Origin of the sequence: Methylobacterium longum (assembly GCF_022179385.1) — a bacterium.
Taxonomy (GTDB): Bacteria; Pseudomonadota; Alphaproteobacteria; order Rhizobiales; family Beijerinckiaceae; genus Methylobacterium; species Methylobacterium longum.
In genome coordinates this window covers 83,567-100,083 of record NZ_BPQS01000023.1, presented here as the reverse complement: position 1 = coordinate 100,083, position 16,517 = coordinate 83,567, and the positions used below count along the sequence as shown (strand labels likewise).

The 16,517-nt window shown below is 71.6% G+C and carries 12 protein-coding genes, 1 tRNA gene and 1 rRNA gene; 9 read left to right on the top strand and 5 right to left on the bottom strand.

The annotated features are described in order from the left end of the window. Together rrf and MFF58_RS19360 are read left to right on the top strand one after the other, a co-directional pair. Window positions 1-95 (top strand): 5S ribosomal RNA (rrf, locus tag MFF58_RS19365); the annotation flags it as partial. A gap of 107 nt (window positions 96-202) precedes the next feature. Continuing rightward, window positions 203-279 (top strand) — tRNA-Met (locus MFF58_RS19360). A gap of 104 nt (window positions 280-383) precedes the next feature. Here the strand turns inward: MFF58_RS19360 and MFF58_RS19355 are convergent. Next, entirely contained in the window at window positions 384-557 is a 174-nt protein-coding gene (locus MFF58_RS19355) for a hypothetical protein (protein WP_238290477.1), read from the bottom strand. Window positions 558-919: 362 nt separating this feature from the next. Between MFF58_RS19355 and MFF58_RS19350 the strand changes: the two genes are divergently transcribed. The 3 genes from MFF58_RS19350 to MFF58_RS19340 all read left to right on the top strand — a co-directional run bounded on the left by MFF58_RS19350 (window position 920) and on the right by MFF58_RS19340 (window position 7,672). Beyond that, window positions 920-2,830: an autotransporter assembly complex protein TamA gene (locus MFF58_RS19350; RefSeq protein ID WP_238290476.1), complete on the top strand. Its 1,911-nt coding sequence runs from the start codon at window positions 920-922 to the stop codon at window positions 2,828-2,830. After that, window positions 2,831-7,180: a translocation/assembly module TamB domain-containing protein gene (locus tag MFF58_RS19345; RefSeq protein ID WP_435404738.1), complete on the top strand. Its 4,350-nt coding sequence runs from the start codon at window positions 2,831-2,833 to the stop codon at window positions 7,178-7,180. Between the two features lie 174 nt (window positions 7,181-7,354). Further along, window positions 7,355-7,672 (top strand): HPr family phosphocarrier protein, encoded by a 318-nt coding sequence (locus MFF58_RS19340; RefSeq protein ID WP_238290475.1) that lies wholly within the window; start codon window positions 7,355-7,357, stop codon window positions 7,670-7,672. Between the two features lie 6 nt (window positions 7,673-7,678). Here the strand turns inward: MFF58_RS19340 and MFF58_RS19335 are convergent, their stop codons facing one another. The 4 genes from MFF58_RS19335 to MFF58_RS19320 form a co-directional block, all read right to left on the bottom strand. Continuing rightward, on the bottom strand, window positions 7,679-8,332 hold the full coding sequence (locus MFF58_RS19335) for an endonuclease III domain-containing protein (protein WP_238290474.1): 654 nt from the start codon (window positions 8,330-8,332) through the stop codon (window positions 7,679-7,681). A 123-nt stretch (window positions 8,333-8,455) separates the two neighbouring features. Next, window positions 8,456-9,358 carry a GNAT family N-acetyltransferase gene (locus MFF58_RS19330; protein WP_238290472.1) on the bottom strand — a complete coding sequence of 301 codons (903 nt, stop codon included), beginning with the start codon at window positions 9,356-9,358 and terminating at the stop codon, window positions 8,456-8,458. 106 nt (window positions 9,359-9,464) lie between these two features. Next, a complete protein-coding gene (locus tag MFF58_RS19325) occupies window positions 9,465-10,559 on the bottom strand; it encodes a CobW family GTP-binding protein (RefSeq protein ID WP_238290471.1) in 1,095 nt (364 codons plus the stop codon). Window positions 10,560-10,620: 61 nt separating this feature from the next. After that, window positions 10,621-12,147: a D-alanyl-D-alanine carboxypeptidase family protein gene (locus tag MFF58_RS19320; RefSeq protein ID WP_238290470.1), complete on the bottom strand. Its 1,527-nt coding sequence runs from the start codon at window positions 12,145-12,147 to the stop codon at window positions 10,621-10,623. 256 nt (window positions 12,148-12,403) lie between these two features. Between MFF58_RS19320 and queE the strand changes: the two genes are divergently transcribed. The 4 genes from queE (at window position 12,404) to MFF58_RS19300 (ending at window position 16,515) form a co-directional block, all read left to right on the top strand. Next, entirely contained in the window at window positions 12,404-13,036 is a 633-nt protein-coding gene (queE, locus tag MFF58_RS19315; RefSeq protein WP_238290469.1) for a 7-carboxy-7-deazaguanine synthase, read from the top strand. A gap of 262 nt (window positions 13,037-13,298) precedes the next feature. Then, window positions 13,299-14,531, top strand: coding sequence for a hypothetical protein (locus MFF58_RS19310; protein WP_238290468.1), 1,233 nt, complete (start codon window positions 13,299-13,301; stop codon window positions 14,529-14,531). After that, complete coding sequence (locus tag MFF58_RS19305; protein WP_238290467.1) at window positions 14,528-16,054, top strand: hypothetical protein; 1,527 nt, start codon at window positions 14,528-14,530, stop codon at window positions 16,052-16,054. Before MFF58_RS19310 ends, MFF58_RS19305 begins: the two co-directional genes overlap by 4 nt. Further along, complete coding sequence (locus MFF58_RS19300) at window positions 16,051-16,515, top strand: hypothetical protein (RefSeq protein WP_238290466.1); 465 nt, start codon at window positions 16,051-16,053, stop codon at window positions 16,513-16,515. The genes MFF58_RS19305 and MFF58_RS19300 overlap by 4 nt, the downstream gene beginning before the upstream one ends. Window positions 16,516-16,517: the final 2 nt, after the last annotated feature.

Genomic DNA, 16,517 nt, shown 5'->3' with positions numbered 1-16,517 from the left:
CCCAGAACCCGATCCCATCTCGAACTCGGCCGTTAAACACGCCAGCGCCCATGGTACTGTGTCTCAAGACACGGGAGAGTCGGTCGCCGCCAGACCCGCCCATCGCAACCCCTCCCTCCTCACGAACACCGATCCGGCCCCCGGATACCGCGCCCGCTGCACCCCAGCCCGCGCCCACCCGGGACCAGCCGCACAAACTTGGCGCGGGGTGGAGCAGCCCGGTAGCTCGTCAGGCTCATAACCTGAAGGTCACAGGTTCAAATCCTGTCCCCGCAACCAACGATCTTCGACAAAGCCGGTCCGCTTCCCGCGGGCCGGCTTTTTTCGTGCGCACCGTCCCAGCCTGCAGGGCAGGGCAGGGCGGTACTTGCGCCGCCCCCCATTCAACGTCCCTGGAGATCCAGGGTCGATGAGGAACGTCGCGCCTCGCACAGCGGCTGGCGAACGAGTTTGTTCAAGGTGGCCACCCGCGCGGGGCCCGGCATCTTGGACGCGCTGACGTCCGGCGGTCCATCGACGCACGTGGCGATGTCGCCGAGCGTGATCTCGACAGTCACGCGCTCCGTCACCAAGCGCCGCGGATTCCCTTAGACGCGCCCGAAATGCCGGTCCCGGCCCCGCCGACGGTCGCGTCGCGACCCGGACCATGAAATGCGGCGGTGCTCCAGCGGCAAATCGAGGCGACGGGCACCGCAGTGTTGGCCTCGCGGAGACCAGGCCTTAAGAAGGGGCGGGGCACGCTATGTCGGGTAGCGTAGGGGGGAACGTGCGATGCTGATTGGGACGGGCGGTGCTTCCGCCCTCGAACGGGACTGACGACCGCGGTTTGCGCGTCTCCGTCTCAGTGAGCCGAACCCACATCGTCGGCGTGCGCCGTGCTGTGTCGCGAGTGATCCTGGCCGGCGCCGCGTCATGCCCGATGCTGGTCACCGTCCCGGGCCCGGCTCGCGCCTTCGATCTGTTCAACCTGTTCGGCAACGAGCCGGAGCCGCCGGCCCCGAGTCCGACGGCGCTGCCCTACACGGTGCGGATCACCGGCACCGACGATTCCGATGTCCTCCGGGCATTGCAGGACACGTCGACCCTCTATCGCCTGCGGCAGGAACCGCCCCCGGACGGGGACGGCTTGCTGCGCCGCGCCGAGGCCGACCGCGTCAAGCTCGCCGATGTCTTGTCGGGCTTCGGCTACTACCAGGGAACGATCGCGATCCGGATCGATGGCGTCCCGGCGACGGGCCCGGCCGCGAGCGCCGTCCGTGCCGCCGAGGCTTGGCGCGATCGCGGCCTCGTCCCGACCCGGATCGCCGTCGATCTCGGCCCGCTCTATCACTTGCGCCGGATCGTCGTCCGTGACCCGGCGGGCCGACCCTTCTCCGATGCCGTTCTGCCCGTGCGCATCACCCGCGTCGACGAGGACGTGCCGGCCCGCTCGGCCACGGTGCTGGCGCGCGAAGCCCAGATCGTCGACCAGTTCAGGAGTCGGGGTCATCCGTTCGCGAAGGCCGTCGCCCGGGATCCGGTTGTCGACGATGCCGCGCACGTCATGGACGTGACCTTCACGATCGAGCCCGGGCCTGCCGCCGGTCTCGGCGCCGTCGCGGTGAGCGGCGCCCCGGGGATCGATCCTGCGACGATCCGATCCTTCATCTATGCGGAGCCGGGCGATCCGTATGCGCCTCAGGCGGTAGCCGCGATCCGCCGGTCCGTGGCGCGGATCGAGGGCATCGGGGGCGTGCGGGTTCGTGAGGGCACGGCGCTGGATGCCGACGGCAACCTGCCGCTCTTCGTCGAAGTCAGCGAACGCGAGCGCAATCTCGTGGGCGTGTCGGCGCGCTACTCCACGGTCGACGGTCCCGGAGTGCGGACCTACTACGCCAACCGCAACCTGTTCGGGGGCGGCGAGACCTTCCGGATCGACGCCGACCTCTACTATCTCGGCCTCGGCAACGATCCATTCGCGACCCAGCGCAGGATCGCCGGAATCGGAACAAACGGGCTCGGCGGACGCCTGTCGGCGACCTCCGTCCAGCCGGCCCTGTGGGGCAGCCGGAACGACCTCCTGGCCAACGTCTTCGTCACCCGCGAGGTGCAGCAGAGCTATCTCGTGGATGGCGGTGGGGCCTCGGCGGCGATCCGGCACCGGTTCTCCGATACGTTCTCGGCGCAGATCGGCCTCGACGCCCAGGTCGGTCGCTCGAAGGACGCGCTCGGCACCGTCAAGTACCGGCTGATCGGGACGCCGGCTTCGGTGACCTACGATTCCACCGACAGCCTGTTGGATCCGACCCGCGGCGTACGGGCGATCGCGTCGTTGGCCGTCTACCCCGGGGCCATCTCATCGCCGGGGATCGTGGTCGCCAAGGCGCAGGGCTCGACCTACTACGCGCTGGATGACGAATCCCGGTACATCCTCGCGGGCCGGATCGGCTTCGGCTCAGTCTCGGGTGCGCCCCTCGGGGACATCCCGGACAATTTCCGGTTCTTCGCCGGCGGCGGCGGATCGGTGCGCGGCTATCCGTACCGGACGCTCGGGCCCATCGGCCCCTTCAACCTGCCGATCGGCGGCCGCAGCCTTCTGGAGGCCTCCCTCGAGGCCCGCATCAAGGTCACCGACACGATCGGCGTCGTGCCGTTCTTCGACGCCGGGACCGCCTTCGCCTCCGCGGTGCCGGATTTCGAAGAGAAGATCCGGAAATCGGTGGGCATCGGCCTGCGCTACTACACCGGGATCGGTCCGATCCGCGCGGATCTCGCCTTTCCGCTCGACCCGTACAAGGGCGGCCACGTGCGTCCGGCGGTCCTCTATCTCAGCCTGGGACAGGCGTTCTGAATGGTCGTTTCTCGCGGGCGGACCGGATCGCGGCGCCGCTCTTCCCTTCGGGAGATGTGGCTGCGTGCGCTGGTGCTGATCGGCCTGGCGGTTCTGATGCCGGCCGGCGCCGTACCGACCCGCGCCGACGAAGGCGACAAGTCCGTCTTAGGCGGACTCCTGTCGCACGCGCTGTCCACGCCCTCGTCCCGCGTGGCGATCGGCGCGGTCGACGGGGCCCTGTCCTCCGATGCCACGATCCGCGACGTCGCCGTGAGCGACCGCGACGGCGTCTGGCTGAAGCTCGACCGGGCCCGCATCGTCTGGCGCCGGCTCGCCCTTCTGTCGGGACGACTGGAGGTGGACAGCCTGGAGGTCGGGCGGATCGAGGTGCTGCGCCGGCCGATCCCGGGTCCCACGCCGCCGGAGGCCAAGCCCGACGGGAAGTTGCTGCCGGACTTGCCCGTGAAGGTCGAGGTCAAGGGCTTCAAGCTGGCCGAACTCGTCCTCAGCGAGCCGGTCGCCGGGCAGACCGCGCGCCTCTCGGCCGAGGGTCGGGCGCGGCTCGGCGCGGCCAGCGAGGGGCTCGACCTGCAGGCGCGGGCGCAGCGCCTTGATGCCGCCGGGCGCTTCCTGCTCTCGCTCCTCTACGTGCCGACGGGCGACCGCCTGGAACTGAAGGCCAACCTGATCGAGCCTGCGGGCGGGCTGCTCTCGAAGGCGGCCAATCTCCCGGGCACTCCGCCCATCGACTTCGACCTCGACGGCGCGGGCACCCTTGATGCCTGGAATGCCAAGCTCGACTTCACCGCCGGGCCGGACATCGGGGCAAAGGGTGGCGCGAAGATCTCCCGCATCGGCGCCGAGCGGCGCCTCGCCCTGGACCTCGCGGCGCGCATCGAGGGCTTGGCACCGGGCCCGGCGGCATCCGTCTTCGCCGGCACGACCAAGCTCGAGGGCGGGCTGGCCTTCGCGGATAGCGGCGCCTTCCGGATTGACCGCCTGGAACTGACCTCCCGCACGGCGCGCCTCGCGGCGGGCGGCAGCCTGACCAAGGATCGGATCGCCGATCTGACGCTTCAGGCCCGCGCCCTGCCCACCGAGGGCGCGGTGACGCGCGCGGGCGAGGCCGAGATCGGCCGGCTCGTGTTCGACGGCAGCCTGAAGGGGCCGCTGACGGCGCCGACGATACGCGGCAGCCTCGACGCGGCCGACCTGCGCAGCCGGGACTCGGCGTTGGATCACATCGAGGCGCGCCTCGGCGTGGAGCCGCAGGGTGAAGCGGCGGCGCAGCGCTTCGCCATCGTGGCGGATGGCAAGGTCGAGGGTCTGCGACTGGCCGATCCCGCCCTGCGCCGGTCCCTCGGGAGCCGAGCACAGCTCACCGTCCGGGCGGCCTCCGGGCCGGACGGCGTGATCGACGTCGCCACCCTGCGGCTGGAATCCGAGACGGCGCGGGCGAGCTACGCCGGCCGCGTCGGCCAGAACACACTGACCGGCTCGGTGGATGCAGCCCTGCCAGACCTCGCGGTATTCTCGGGACTTGCCGGGCGCGGCCTGGCCGGTCGCGTGGAGGTCAAGGCGCGCCTCAGCGGCGATCCCGCGCGCAAGGCGCTGGCGGCCGATCTCACCGTGTCGACCGCCGGGCTCGTCACCGGACTGGCCGCGGCGGACCGCGCCTTGGGCCGCGCGCCCACTCTTCAAGGACGCGTCTCGCAATCTTACGACGGCTACGGCTTCGACCATCTTCGTCTGGAGGGCGCTGGCCTCACCGCGACCCTCCAAGGCGAGGCAACCTCGGCCGTCGCCGACGTCGCGGGTCGCCTGGATCTCAGGAGCCTCTCGGATCTCGATGGCCGCCTGACCGGCCGCGCTGGGATCGACGCCCGGCTCACCGGCTCCCTGGAACACCCCGATCTGACGGCGACGCTGTCGGCGCCCACTGCCACGGCGGACGGCAAGCCGATCCGCGACCTGCGTGTCGAGGCCGCCCTCAAGGATGCGCTCCTCGCCCCGGACGGAAGCCTGCGCCTCTCCGGGACCGTGGCCGGCAAGGCGCTGACAGGCGGCGCCCATATCGCGCGCACGGCCGCCGACTGGGTGCTCGACCGGCTCGACCTGAATCTGGGTTCCGTCGCGGTGGCGGGGAACGCCGCGGTGGCGGCCGAGACCTGGCTCTCCGCCGGCTCCTTGTCCGTGCGCGCCAGCAACCTGGAGGATATCGCGCCGCTGACGCCCGAACCCGTGGCGGGACATCTCGACGCCACCGTGGTGCTCACCCGCGACGGCGGGCGCCAGGATGCCGCGATCCGGGCGACCGGGTCCGACCTGCGCTACGGCACCTCCGCGCTGTCTCGCCTCGACGCCAACCTGAGGGGCCGCGACCTCCGTGCCCACCCGGTTCTGGACGGACGCCTGGAGGCCGACCGGCTCATCGCCGCCGGCCAGCAGGTCGACGCGGTTCGGCTCGCCGCCGCGGGCAGCCCCGCCGGCAGCGACGTGACGCTGACCGCCAAGGCCCGCGGTTTCGGCCTCGACGGTGCGGTCCGGGTCGTCCCGGCCGACCAGATCCGCGTCGAGGTCCAGCGCCTGTCGGCCGCCCGGGGCGGCGAGCGCTTCGCCTTGAGCGGCCCGGCGACCGTCACCCTGCGCGACGGGGGCGCGGTGATCGACGGATTCGTGATCGCGGCCGGCGCCGGACGGATCACCGTGGACGGGCTGGCGGGGCGCGACCTCGACCTCCGGGTCGGGATCCGCGCGTTGCCCCTGTCCCTGGTGAGGATCGCCGCGCCGGACCTCGCGCTGTCGGGGACCATCGATGGGGAGGCGGACTTGCGCGGGCCGGCCGAACGGCCGAGCGGGCGCTACGCGCTCACCGTCAACAAGCTCGTGGCGCCGCAGACCCGGCAGGCCGGCCTGCCGCCGGTGGACGCCAGCGCAAAGGGCACGCTGTCCGGGGGAGAGGCCAGCCTGGACGGGCGGGTCTCGGCCGGGCGGGGCGTCGCTCTGACAGTCGCGGGCACGCTGCCGGTCGAGCCGGGCGGACCGCTCGACCTGCGTGCCCGGGGCACCCTCGACGCATCACTCGCCAACTCCCTGCTGAGCGTCGGCGGCCAGAGCGTCGCCGGTCGCGTCGCCATCGACGGCGGCGTCGCCGGCACGCTCGCAGCGCCCCGGGCACAGGGCTTCGCCGTGCTGACCGGCGGGAGCTTCACGGATCCGCTCAATGGCATCCGCCTGACCGGCATCGAGGGCCGGGTGAGCGGCCGGGGCGACACCGTCGTGATCGAACGCCTGACCGCCGCGGCTCGCAACGGCGGCCGTCTGGCGGTCACCGGACATGTGGCTCTGGCACCGGATTTCCCCGGGAGCTTCCACGTCACCGCCGACCGGGCGGAACTGGTCTCCAGCCCGCTGATGACGGCGGTCTCGAGTGCGGACATCACCCTGGCCGGCCCGCTGGTGCGGACGCCCAGGATCACCGGTCGGGTCGACGTGGTGTCGATCGACGTCGCCGTTCCAGACCGATTGCCGGCCACGATCCGCCCGCTTCCAGGCGTGCGCCACGTCAACACGCCGCCCGATGTGCGGGTACGACTGGTACAGCGCGCGGGCCCGAAAGCGGCTCAAGTCGGGCGGCGGCCCAGGAAGCCGGCGGTCCCGTTCGACGCCACGCTCGACGTCGCCGTGAGCGCGCCGAGCCGCATCTTCGTGCGCGGGCGCGGCATCGATGCCGAGCTCGGCGGTGCACTGCGCGTCACCGGGACCTCCGCGGCACCGAATGCCGTCGGCGCCTTCGCGATGCGCCGCGGGCGGCTCGAACTCGTCGGCCAGCGCCTCGATTTCAGCCGCGGCAAGCTGACTTTCGCGGGGAGCCTGACCGCACCGGAACTCGACTTCGCCGCGGAGACCAAGGCCGGCGACGTGACCGCCCGCGTTGCCGTGACCGGGCCGGCGGACATGCCGCAATTCGCGCTGACCTCCGATCCGGTTCTACCGCAGGACGAGATCCTGTCGCGCTTGCTGTTCAAGAAGGCGGCGGGCGGCCTCTCGCCGTTCCAGGCCCTGCAACTTGCCCAGGCAGTGGCGCAGCTCTCGGGCGGCGCGGCAGGACCGGACGTGTTCGAGCAGGCGCGCAAGGGTCTCGGCCTCGACAGCCTGGACGTCTCGACCGGTGCCAGCGGCGGCCCGGCGCTGGGCGCCTCGCGCTACATCTCGGATCGCGTCAGCGTCGGCGTGAAGGCCGGGGCCAAGCCGGCCGACACGGCGGTCGGGGTCGATTTCGACGTGACCCGGCGGATCAAGCTGAAGGGCGAGGCCGGCAGCGACGGGAGGACCAGCCTCGGCGTCGGTGCGGAATACGAATGGTAGGCGGGCGGAGGTTCCGTGGCGATCGCGCGGCCCCGGATCGACGCATTCGGGCAGCGACGACACGGTTGTCAGGAAGGAATCCTGGCAAGCCGGTGCATCTCTGCTAAATCTGCGTCTTCCGCCTGAAGCGGGACCGCGTCCGCTCCTCGCCAATCACGAAAACCACGCCGCCCGATGGACGAACTTTTCGAGACGGACGACGATCCGCCGGTGCCCGAAGGCGGCCTGCTGCGCATGTTGCCGATCATCAACCGGCGTGGCCTGCACGCCAGGGCCTCGGCCAAGTTCGTCCAGACGGTGGAGCGCTACCACGCCGCGGTCGCGGTGACGCGGGCCGGCGAGACCGTGGGCGGCCGCTCCATCATGGGGCTTCTGACGCTCGGCGCCGCCATGGGCACCCGCATCGCCGTCACCGCCGTGGGCGAGGATGCCGCGGAATGTCTGGACGCGATCGAGGCGTTGCTCGCCAACCGGTTCGGCGAAGACGAATAGCGCCGTTCACAGGTCCTTTCCGGACCACGTGCAGAGATCGACGACCGGGCAGCGGGGACAGGCCGGCTTCCGCGCCGTGCAGGTGTCGCGTCCGTGGCGGAACAGCCAGACATGCGCGCCGTCCTTGAAGCGGTCCGGCACCAGTCCGGCGAGACCGTCGGCGACGCTGTCGACCGTGGCGCCGGGCGCCAGCGGGATCCGGTTCGAGACCCGGAACACGTGGGTATCGACGGCGATCACGGGCTCATGGAACGCGAAGTTCGCCGTGACCTCGGCGCTCTTGCGGCCGATGCCCGGCAGGCGGCGCATCTCCGCCGCGCTGCGCGGGACGGTGCCGCCGAACTCGGAGAGCAGGGCCGCCGACAGCTTGACGATGTTGCGGGCCTTCGACGGGCCGAGCCCGACCGGCCGGATGAGGTCGGTGATGCGCGCCTCACCCAAACTCAGCATCCCGGCCGGATCCTCGACTGCAGCAAAGAGAGCGTCCGCGATGCGGGAGACGGTCGGTCCGGTCGATTGTGCCGAGAGCAACACCGTCACCAGCAGCCGATACGGATCGGTCCTGTTGAAGCCGGCCTTCGGATCCGGATCGATCTCGGCCAGCCGCGTGAGCACGGCCGCGACGCGGCCGGCATTGCCGGTTCCCGGTGTCGGGGCCATCTTCGCCGCCCGCGTCCGACGCGAGGCCGGGCGGAGACCGTGGACGGTGTCGCGCGCCATGCACCGGAGCTAGGGCCACGCTCCATGGCCGACAGGTTCGGACCCGCGCGGCGGATTGACCGCTCAGGATTGTACCCGTCGCCACGCCACGGACGCGCCGCCGGTTCCGATATGGAGCGTTCCGGCGACGATGGCGCCGGCCCGGCGCAGTAACTCGACCCGCAGCGCGCCGCGTCGGCCGAAGAGGCGGCTTACCACGCGCACCAGGGACGCTTCCGCCGGGTCGGCGATGATCGGCCGCCGTGCCGTCCGGGCGTCGAGGGTCAGGAAGGTCTCCACGGCATCGCGGACGGCGTCCGGCTCGGTCACCGCCAGCATCTCGGAGGCAGGCGGCTCCCATCCATGCGGACGGGTGCCCAGGAGGTTCCCGGCCGGGATCGAGCGCGGCCGCGACGGGCGGTTCGCCGCCAAGCTGAGACGGAAGGGCGCCGTCGCCCGCACGGGCTCGATGGCCCCGACGAGCCGGATCGGGCGGCGCAGAGCCGCGAGGCGAACGCGCAGCGCGCGATCGACGGCACTCGCGGCGTCGTTGTCGACGAGGGCGGTATCCAAAGCCTCCGCGGGCTGCCAGGGACGCGCGCGGCCACCCCAGATCGGATGGGGCATCGCCAGGGGCACCACGCCGCGCAGCGCCTCCCGGCCGGTCACCGCATCCTGGCTCCAGGCGAGGGCCACGGCGACCCGGCGCCCGGCGGGTCGATGCTGGGCGAGGGGCAGCAGGTGGTCGGGATCGCGGAGCGGATCCCGCACGGCGTTCCGGACCAGCATGGCCCGCCACGCGGAGACGGACGCCGCGTCAACCGTCATTGGCGACCGCAGGTCGATCCGCCAAGTGGATGCCGGATCGGCCGAGTCGTTGGCCGCCACCAGAACCGCCTCGGGATCGACGGTTTCGGCGTGCGATCCGCGCGCTTCGGATGGCAATCCGGTGAGCCCGCCCTGTATCACGGTGAAGCGTCGCACCATCGCGTGTCCTGCCCCTCGACGATCCGTCCCATTTCGGGACGGTCCGACGCGCCCGAAGCGCTGTTCGAGCGGACAGGTTCAAGGACGATGCCGTCGGGTCGCGGGTTCAGGGACCCGGGATCGCCAGGGGATTGTCGGTGAGCGCGGCGGCATCCGGCGCATCGACGCGGGGGCGACCCAGGAAGGCGTCCCAGAGCCTGCGCACGAAGGCCGGATCGAGGTCCCGCAGGATCAGGACGAGACGCGAGGTGTGGTCGGGGTCGGGCCACGCGGGCAGGGTGAGCGGGGCGTGGAAGACGTGCTGGACCCCATGCACCACCAGGGGGCGGCCCGGATCATCGGCCAGCGCCACGATACCCTTGAGCCGGAGCAGCTTCGGCCCGTGGCCGGAGCGCAGCAGGTCCATGAACATCTCGAAGGCGGCGCGGGGCACTGGGGCCTCGCTGGTCAGGCAGAGGGCCTCGATCGACGCGTCGTGCCGGTTCACGTCGGCGTCATCGCCCTGGGCCTGCGCCAGCGCCTCGTCGCCGAGCCAGGCCCGCACGTCGGCGCCCTTGCCGTCGAGACCGAACAGCCCACCCAGCAGGGTGTCGGCGGGGGTTTCCGGCAGGACGACCGGCGCTGCCGGATTGAGGGCGGCGAGGCGGGCTCGGATCGCCGAGGCATCGAGGGCCATGTCGGTTTTGGTCAGGACGATGCGGTCGGCGATCGCCGCCTGGCGCAGGGCCTCCGGATGGGCGTCGAGGGTGTCACCGCCCGTGATCGCGTCGACGACGGTCACCACCGCCTGCAGCCGGAAGCGCAGCACGAGATAGGGATGGTAGATCAGGGCGTGCAGGATCGGCGCCGGGTCGGCGAGACCGGTGGTCTCGATCACCACGCGGCGGAACGGCCGGATCCGGCCGTTGTCGCGCTTGCGGAGAAGATCCTCGAGGGTGGCGATCAGGTCGCCCCGCACCGTGCAGCACAGGCAGCCGGCGCCGAGCAGGATCATGTCCTCGTCGACGGTCTCGATCAGCAGATGGTCGAGGCCGATGGCGCCGAACTCGTTGACGATCACCACCGTGTCGGCGAGCGCCGGATCGCGCAGCAGCCGGTTCAGGAGCGTGGTTTTCCCAGCGCCGAGGAATCCGGTGAGCACCGTGAGCGGGATCGGTTCAGGACGGCGTGGATCCGGCTCGGGCGCGGTCATCTGTGACATGAACGTCGACGTGGGGTCGTCGGACGCCTGCGGCAACGGCCCGGGACGTCCGACATCGATCCTACTCCCCGGCGGCAGCCTTCTTGGCCGCCGGCTTCTTCGCCGCGGCCTTGGCGGTGGCGGCCTTGGCAGTGGCGGCCTCGGCGGGGGCGGCCTTGTGGGCGGCGGCCTTGTGGGCGGCGGCCTTCGGCGCCGGCTTGACCAATCCCCTGCCGGGCTTGGCCTCCGGCATCGTCGGGGTCTCGACCGCCGTGTAGGCGCTCGCCGTCCGGGGGAGAGGATGACCCGGCTTGGCCGCGACCTTCGGGGCCGGCTTGGCCGCCTGCGCCGCCTGCGCGCGCTCCAAGCGCTCCGCGCGGGCCTGCTTGGCCGCCTCCAGCGCCGCCGCGCGCTTCACCTTGGCGGCTTCGAGCTTCGCGGCGCGGGTGTTGGCGACGGCGGCCTTCTGCTCGGCCTCCTGAGCGTCGAGGATCTGCTGACTCTCGGCGGGATTGCGTCCGACCCAGACCGCGACGGGCTGGAGCGGCGCCCGGGGCGGCAGGCTCCGGGCCCGCAGGGCCGGGTTGGAGAAGGCCGCGAGCGCCAGGGCCGGCGAGTTCGCTGCGGCACCGCCGACGAGTTGCGCCGCGGAGCCGGGGGCGCTCAGCGCACCGGGGCCGTCCTCGATGGCCGGGGGCTTCTTGCCGCCGCACACGAAGGGCCGCATGTCCGGAGGCGCGGGGATGGCAGAGGCCGGCAGGGCATCGAGGGTCGGGCTGGTCCAGCCGGCGCTCTGGGTGAAGGCGTAATCGAACAGGTCGGCGGCCTTCACGTCGCGCTCCCGCGGGCTCGGCTGCCCCATCACGATGGTGACGATGCGCCGGCCGTTGCGCGTGGCGGTCGCCACCACGTTGAAGCCGCCCGAGCAGATGAAGCCGGTCTTCATGCCGTCCGTACCCGGATAGCGCCCGAGAAGGCCGTTGTGGTTCGCCATCACGGCGCGGCCGAACTGGATCGCCGAGATCGAGAACAGGTCGTGGGAATCCGGGAAGTCGCGGAGCAGGGCCCGGGCCAGCACCGCCATGTCGCGGGCCGAGGTCCATTGGCGCGGATCGGGCAGGCCGTTGGGATTGTACCAGTGGCTGTCGCGCATGCCGATCCGCACGGCGGTCTCGTTCATCATCGCGGCGAAGTTATCGACCGAGCCGCCCAGATTCTCGCCGATCGCGAAGGCGATGTCGTTGGCCGACTTGACCATGATGATCTTGAGGGCGTTGTCGAGGGTCAGCTGCGTCCCCGGCTTGAACCCCATCTTCGACGGCGGCTCCGCGGCGGCGGCGGCCGAGACCGTGATCATCGAGTCGAGCGACACCTTGCCCTGCCGCACGAGGTCGAGGGCGACATAGGTGGTCATCAGCTTGGTGATGGAGGCCGGATACCAGGGATCCGTCGGCGCCTGCGAGTAGATCACCTTGCCCGAATCGACGTCGGCGACGAGGATCGGCACCGTGACCGCCTGCGCCGCGCCGAGACCCACGAGGCTCGTTCCGAAGAGGCCCGTCAGCGCCGCAAGCCCGACGGTGAGGCGCCGGTAGAGAGAAGAGGACATTCGAGCCCGACTCGTCAGAGGATCGCCAGGGTCGGCACCGCGAGGCGCCGGTCTTCCGGCCGGCCGGCCGGCACGAGGCACAACCCGGACGGCCGGTTTCGGTCGCCGAGCAGCATCACGGCATGAACGGGCCTACCGTGGCAAGAGCAAGGCGAGACCCCAGGGGGGGTCTGCGCCGCGCGACTGTCGGTGGTCCACCGGCTGCGCACAGCCTATGTGCTGGCCAGGCGTCGCGGCGACGATGATTGGGACGGCAGTGGCTTACGCGGTCAAGGAGATCTTCCACACCCTGCAGGGCGAGGGCGCGCAGGCGGGACGCGCGGCCGTGTTCTGCCGCTTTGCCGGATGCAACCTTTGGTCGGGGCGTGAAGCCGACCGCGCGGCGGCGGCCTGCCGATTCTGCGACACGGATTTCGTGGGCATGGACGGTGAGGGCGGCGGACGCTTTGCCGACGCGGCCGCCCTCGCGGGCGCCATCGCGGCGGCCTGGGCCGGCGGACCGGACAACCGCTACGTGGTGTTCACGGGCGGCGAGCCGCTGCTCCAGCTCGACGTGCCCCTGATCGAGGCCGTCCACGCGGAAGGCTTCGAGATCGCCATCGAGACGAACGGCACCCTGCCGGCGCCGCCCGGCATCGACTGGATCTGCGTGAGCCCAAAGGGCCGCAACGCCCTCTCCCTTGTCACCGGCGACGAGCTCAAGCTGGTCTATCCACAGGCGGACGCCGATCCCGCGGAATTCGTCGACCTGCCCTTCAGGCACCGCTTCCTTCAGCCGATGGACGGGCCGGGCCAGACCGCGAGCACGCAGGCGGCGATCGCCTATTGCCGGCGCGATGCACGCTGGCGCCTATCCCTGCAGACGCACAAGATGATCGGCATCCCCTGACAAGATCACGGCAAGATGCGGGACGATCAGGCGCGTGAGCCCTTCCCAACACGCAGGAAATAGGTGACGATCGCGGCGGCACTTCAGCTACGGATCGGCGCCCTTGATCTTGGATGGATCTCCGGAGACCCGTTGGAACAACGCCCGCTTCGATTGCGACAGTAGCGCATCCGGAGCCGACGGCGTCTGGCCGATCGATCCTGATCCCCGGTTCACCAATCTCCGAGGCCGGCAGAACTGGCACCTCCGGGACGGCCGAACCGTGGCAACCGACGTCGCCGGCCAGCGCATCGGCGCGGATGATGCCCGGATCGCGCTCCTCGGCATCCGGCGGGACTCGCGTGCCGAACCGTTCCCGGTCGCATTCGCGCATGCACCATCGACCGGCGAGGCGCTGGGTCCGCCCGTGCCACGGCCCGATCCCGCCCTGCTCGACATCGACGGCGGCAGCGCCGTCGAGGTGCCGCTCCCCAGCGGGAGACCGCTGCTGTTCCGCGCCGGACGCCCCGCCGGCCTCTACCTGCTTCACGACAATCTCGGCGCGCTGGAAGCCTGGACCGGCCGCGGCTTCTCGGCTCTCGGACGGCTTCCGGTCTCCGCGACGGGACCGGCCCTCGCCGTCGGCCCGGAGGGCGTGGCCTACACGACCGCCACCGCGCTGGTTTCGCTGACGCTGCCGCAATTCGGCCCGGGCCTGGCTCACGGCGCGGCGCGGATGCCGGGCCTGCGCTTCCTCTCCGCGCCCTGCTGGCGCGGGGCCGACCTGCTCGCCTGGGCCGAGCGCGACGGCTGGCTGGTCCGGTGCCGCGGCACGGCCGGCTCGGACGGGCTCGACCTGTTCGAGACCGGCCGACGCGCCCCGGGCGGCCGATTCTCCGGCCCGTGGGTGAACTGCCTCGGCGACGCGATCTGGACGGGATCGGGCGGATTCGTCACGTGCGACGCCGGTGACGACGGCATCCGTTTCGATTCTTGGCCGGATGGGTTCAGTCCGATCCTCAATCAGGCCCCGTGGCGCGACCGGGCCGACGTGCCCCATCAGCTCGGCTCGGCGGACAGCCGCTACCACGTCGCCGCGCTGTCGCGCGATGCGACGCTCCAGCGTCTCGACGGCCCCCATCTCACCGCAGGGACCGTCACCTACTGGGGCGACGCCCGGTTCGCGGCGCCCTGGCAGGCGCCAGCCGAGAGCCTGAACCTCGGCGGCCACGCGGGGAGCCTCCTGGTCCCGGTGCTGGCGATGCCACGGGACACCGTCCTGCTGGCCCTCCGGCTGGAGGGCCAGCAGGGTGGCTTCATACGGGGCGCTCTCCAACCCGGCCCCGTGACGGGCCATCTTCTCCACCACGCGCACGGGGCGGGACTGCGTCGCCTGCCGGTCAGCCTCGACGTCTGCGCCATCGGCGACCCGGGAGCGCTCCTGCACGATGGGGCGCTCTACCTGTGGAGCCGATCAAGTGGCCGTTGCCACACCCTGCGGCTGCGCTCGGCATGAAGACTTGGCTGCAGACGCTCCTGGCGCTCCTCGTGCTGACGGGCGAACCGGCCCGAGCGGAGTCTCCGGTGCGTCAGCTCTTCCTGATCCAGGATTCCGGCTGGATGGAGCCCTTCCTGACCGCGAAGGGCTCACAGTTCCGGCCCCTCGTCGAGGCCCTGATAGCGGCCGCCGGAACGCAGACCGATGTGGTGGCGGTTGCAGCCTTCGATCAGGACGGTCAGGTCCCAGGACGTCCTTCCCCGCGTATGCTGTACGAGGGTCCCTACCGAGCGGACCGCGTTCGGGCCGCCGTGACGGCCATCGACCTGCCGCGCAAGGCCGGCGGACAGGCCTATGCCGATGCCGACTTCAACGGCGCGCTGCTCGGCGGGATCCGCGCCGGCCTGCACGGCGGCGACGGCGTGATCTGGATGATCACGAACAACAAGAACGCGCCCGGCAACAGCGCCGAAGTTGAGCGCAACACCGCCGCCTTCTACGCGACCCTGCGCGCCGCGCCGGCCGTCGCGCGGATCATCGCCTATCCGGTCCGGATGCCCCTGAGGGGGCGGAATTTCTCGGAAGCGGGCTTCGTCGTCTACGGGATCGGCTACGGCCCATCCGGCGGGCGGGCGCTCGCGACCGTGCTGGCCACTCCGGCCCTGCGTGCCCTGTTCCATCACCCGCCGGTGACCCTCAAGCCCATCAGGGCCGGCGCCCTGGCCCTGAGCATCGATCGTGTCGACAGCGGCGGCCTGGAGGCCGGGCTGGAGGACGGCATCTTGGTGGTGCGTGGAGCCGACGCCGCCGGCGGAACGGTGCTGCGCTTCATCGGGCATCTGACCAACGGATTCTACCCGCAGCGCATCGCCTCGGCCACGCTCGCCTTGAATTGGAGCGCGGATCGTTCCGCGACCGAGTTGGCGCGCGCGGCGGTTCTGCCGGACACGGTGGTCGACCTCGCACCGCAGGCTGAGAGTGCGCCCCTCGCGGTGACCCTGACGCTGCCCCCGATGCCGCGCCCGCCCGGTCTGGCCGGGCTGCTGTCGGCTGGCCAGGCGATTGACGGCATCCTCACCCTCCGCCTGACCAACCTGCGCCTCACCCTCGATCCAGCGTTCCTCGAGCGTGTGCGTCCAATCTTCGGGAGCGACCTTTTCAGCGCGGATCAGTCCCCGGAGCCGGCCGCCGCGGATGCCCTGGAGGAACGCCTACCCGGCCTGTTTCGCGACTATCGCGGCGTGGCCGAGGCGGCTGTCAGTCTGCCTGTCCGGATCGAGGCGGCATTCTCACCCTGGCCGCTCGCCGCGACCGCGTTTGGTGCCGGCGCCCTTGTCGGGGCGGCGGGCCTCTGCGCCGCAAGGCTTCGACGTGCCAAGCTCTACACGGTGACGCTCGGTTCGTCGACGAAGCGCGTCATCCTCAGGCCGTATCGCGCCGCGGTCCTCTGCGCACCCGATGGCAGCCGCTGGCGGGTGCGGGCGAGCCTCCGGGGCGAGCCAAGCGCGACCCGGATCGCGGATGCCGGACCCGGAGCATGATCGGGCTCCACGGCGACGCCGGATATCCGCCAGCCATCCGGATCCAGGGGCCGGGCGGGCGCGACTTCACGATACCGCCGCCGCAGGGCGCAACCCCGCGGGTGGCCCCGGCGCCGCCGGCCGCGGCCGCGAGCCCGTTCGCGAGGCTGGAGCGCGCTCCGACCACACCGGAGATCCTTCTGGGAGCTTCCGCCCTCCTGATGTTCGGGCTCGTCTTCCTGGTCGTCCGGCACGGTGTCCGGGTCCACCTAATCAACCGTCGCGCGACCCTCGACGCCGCGGACGGCGCGAGCTGGGTGCTGTTCGCCGCCCTGATGCTGACGGCCTCGATCGTGGTGGGCGCTACGGTGGGACGTCTCTGGCAGGCCTGGGCGGGACTGACCGCGGGCTTCTCGCTCTGCGTGATCCTGTTCGCCACCGCTCTGGCGCTGTTCCTGCGCGCCTCCGAACGCAGGCGCTGAAC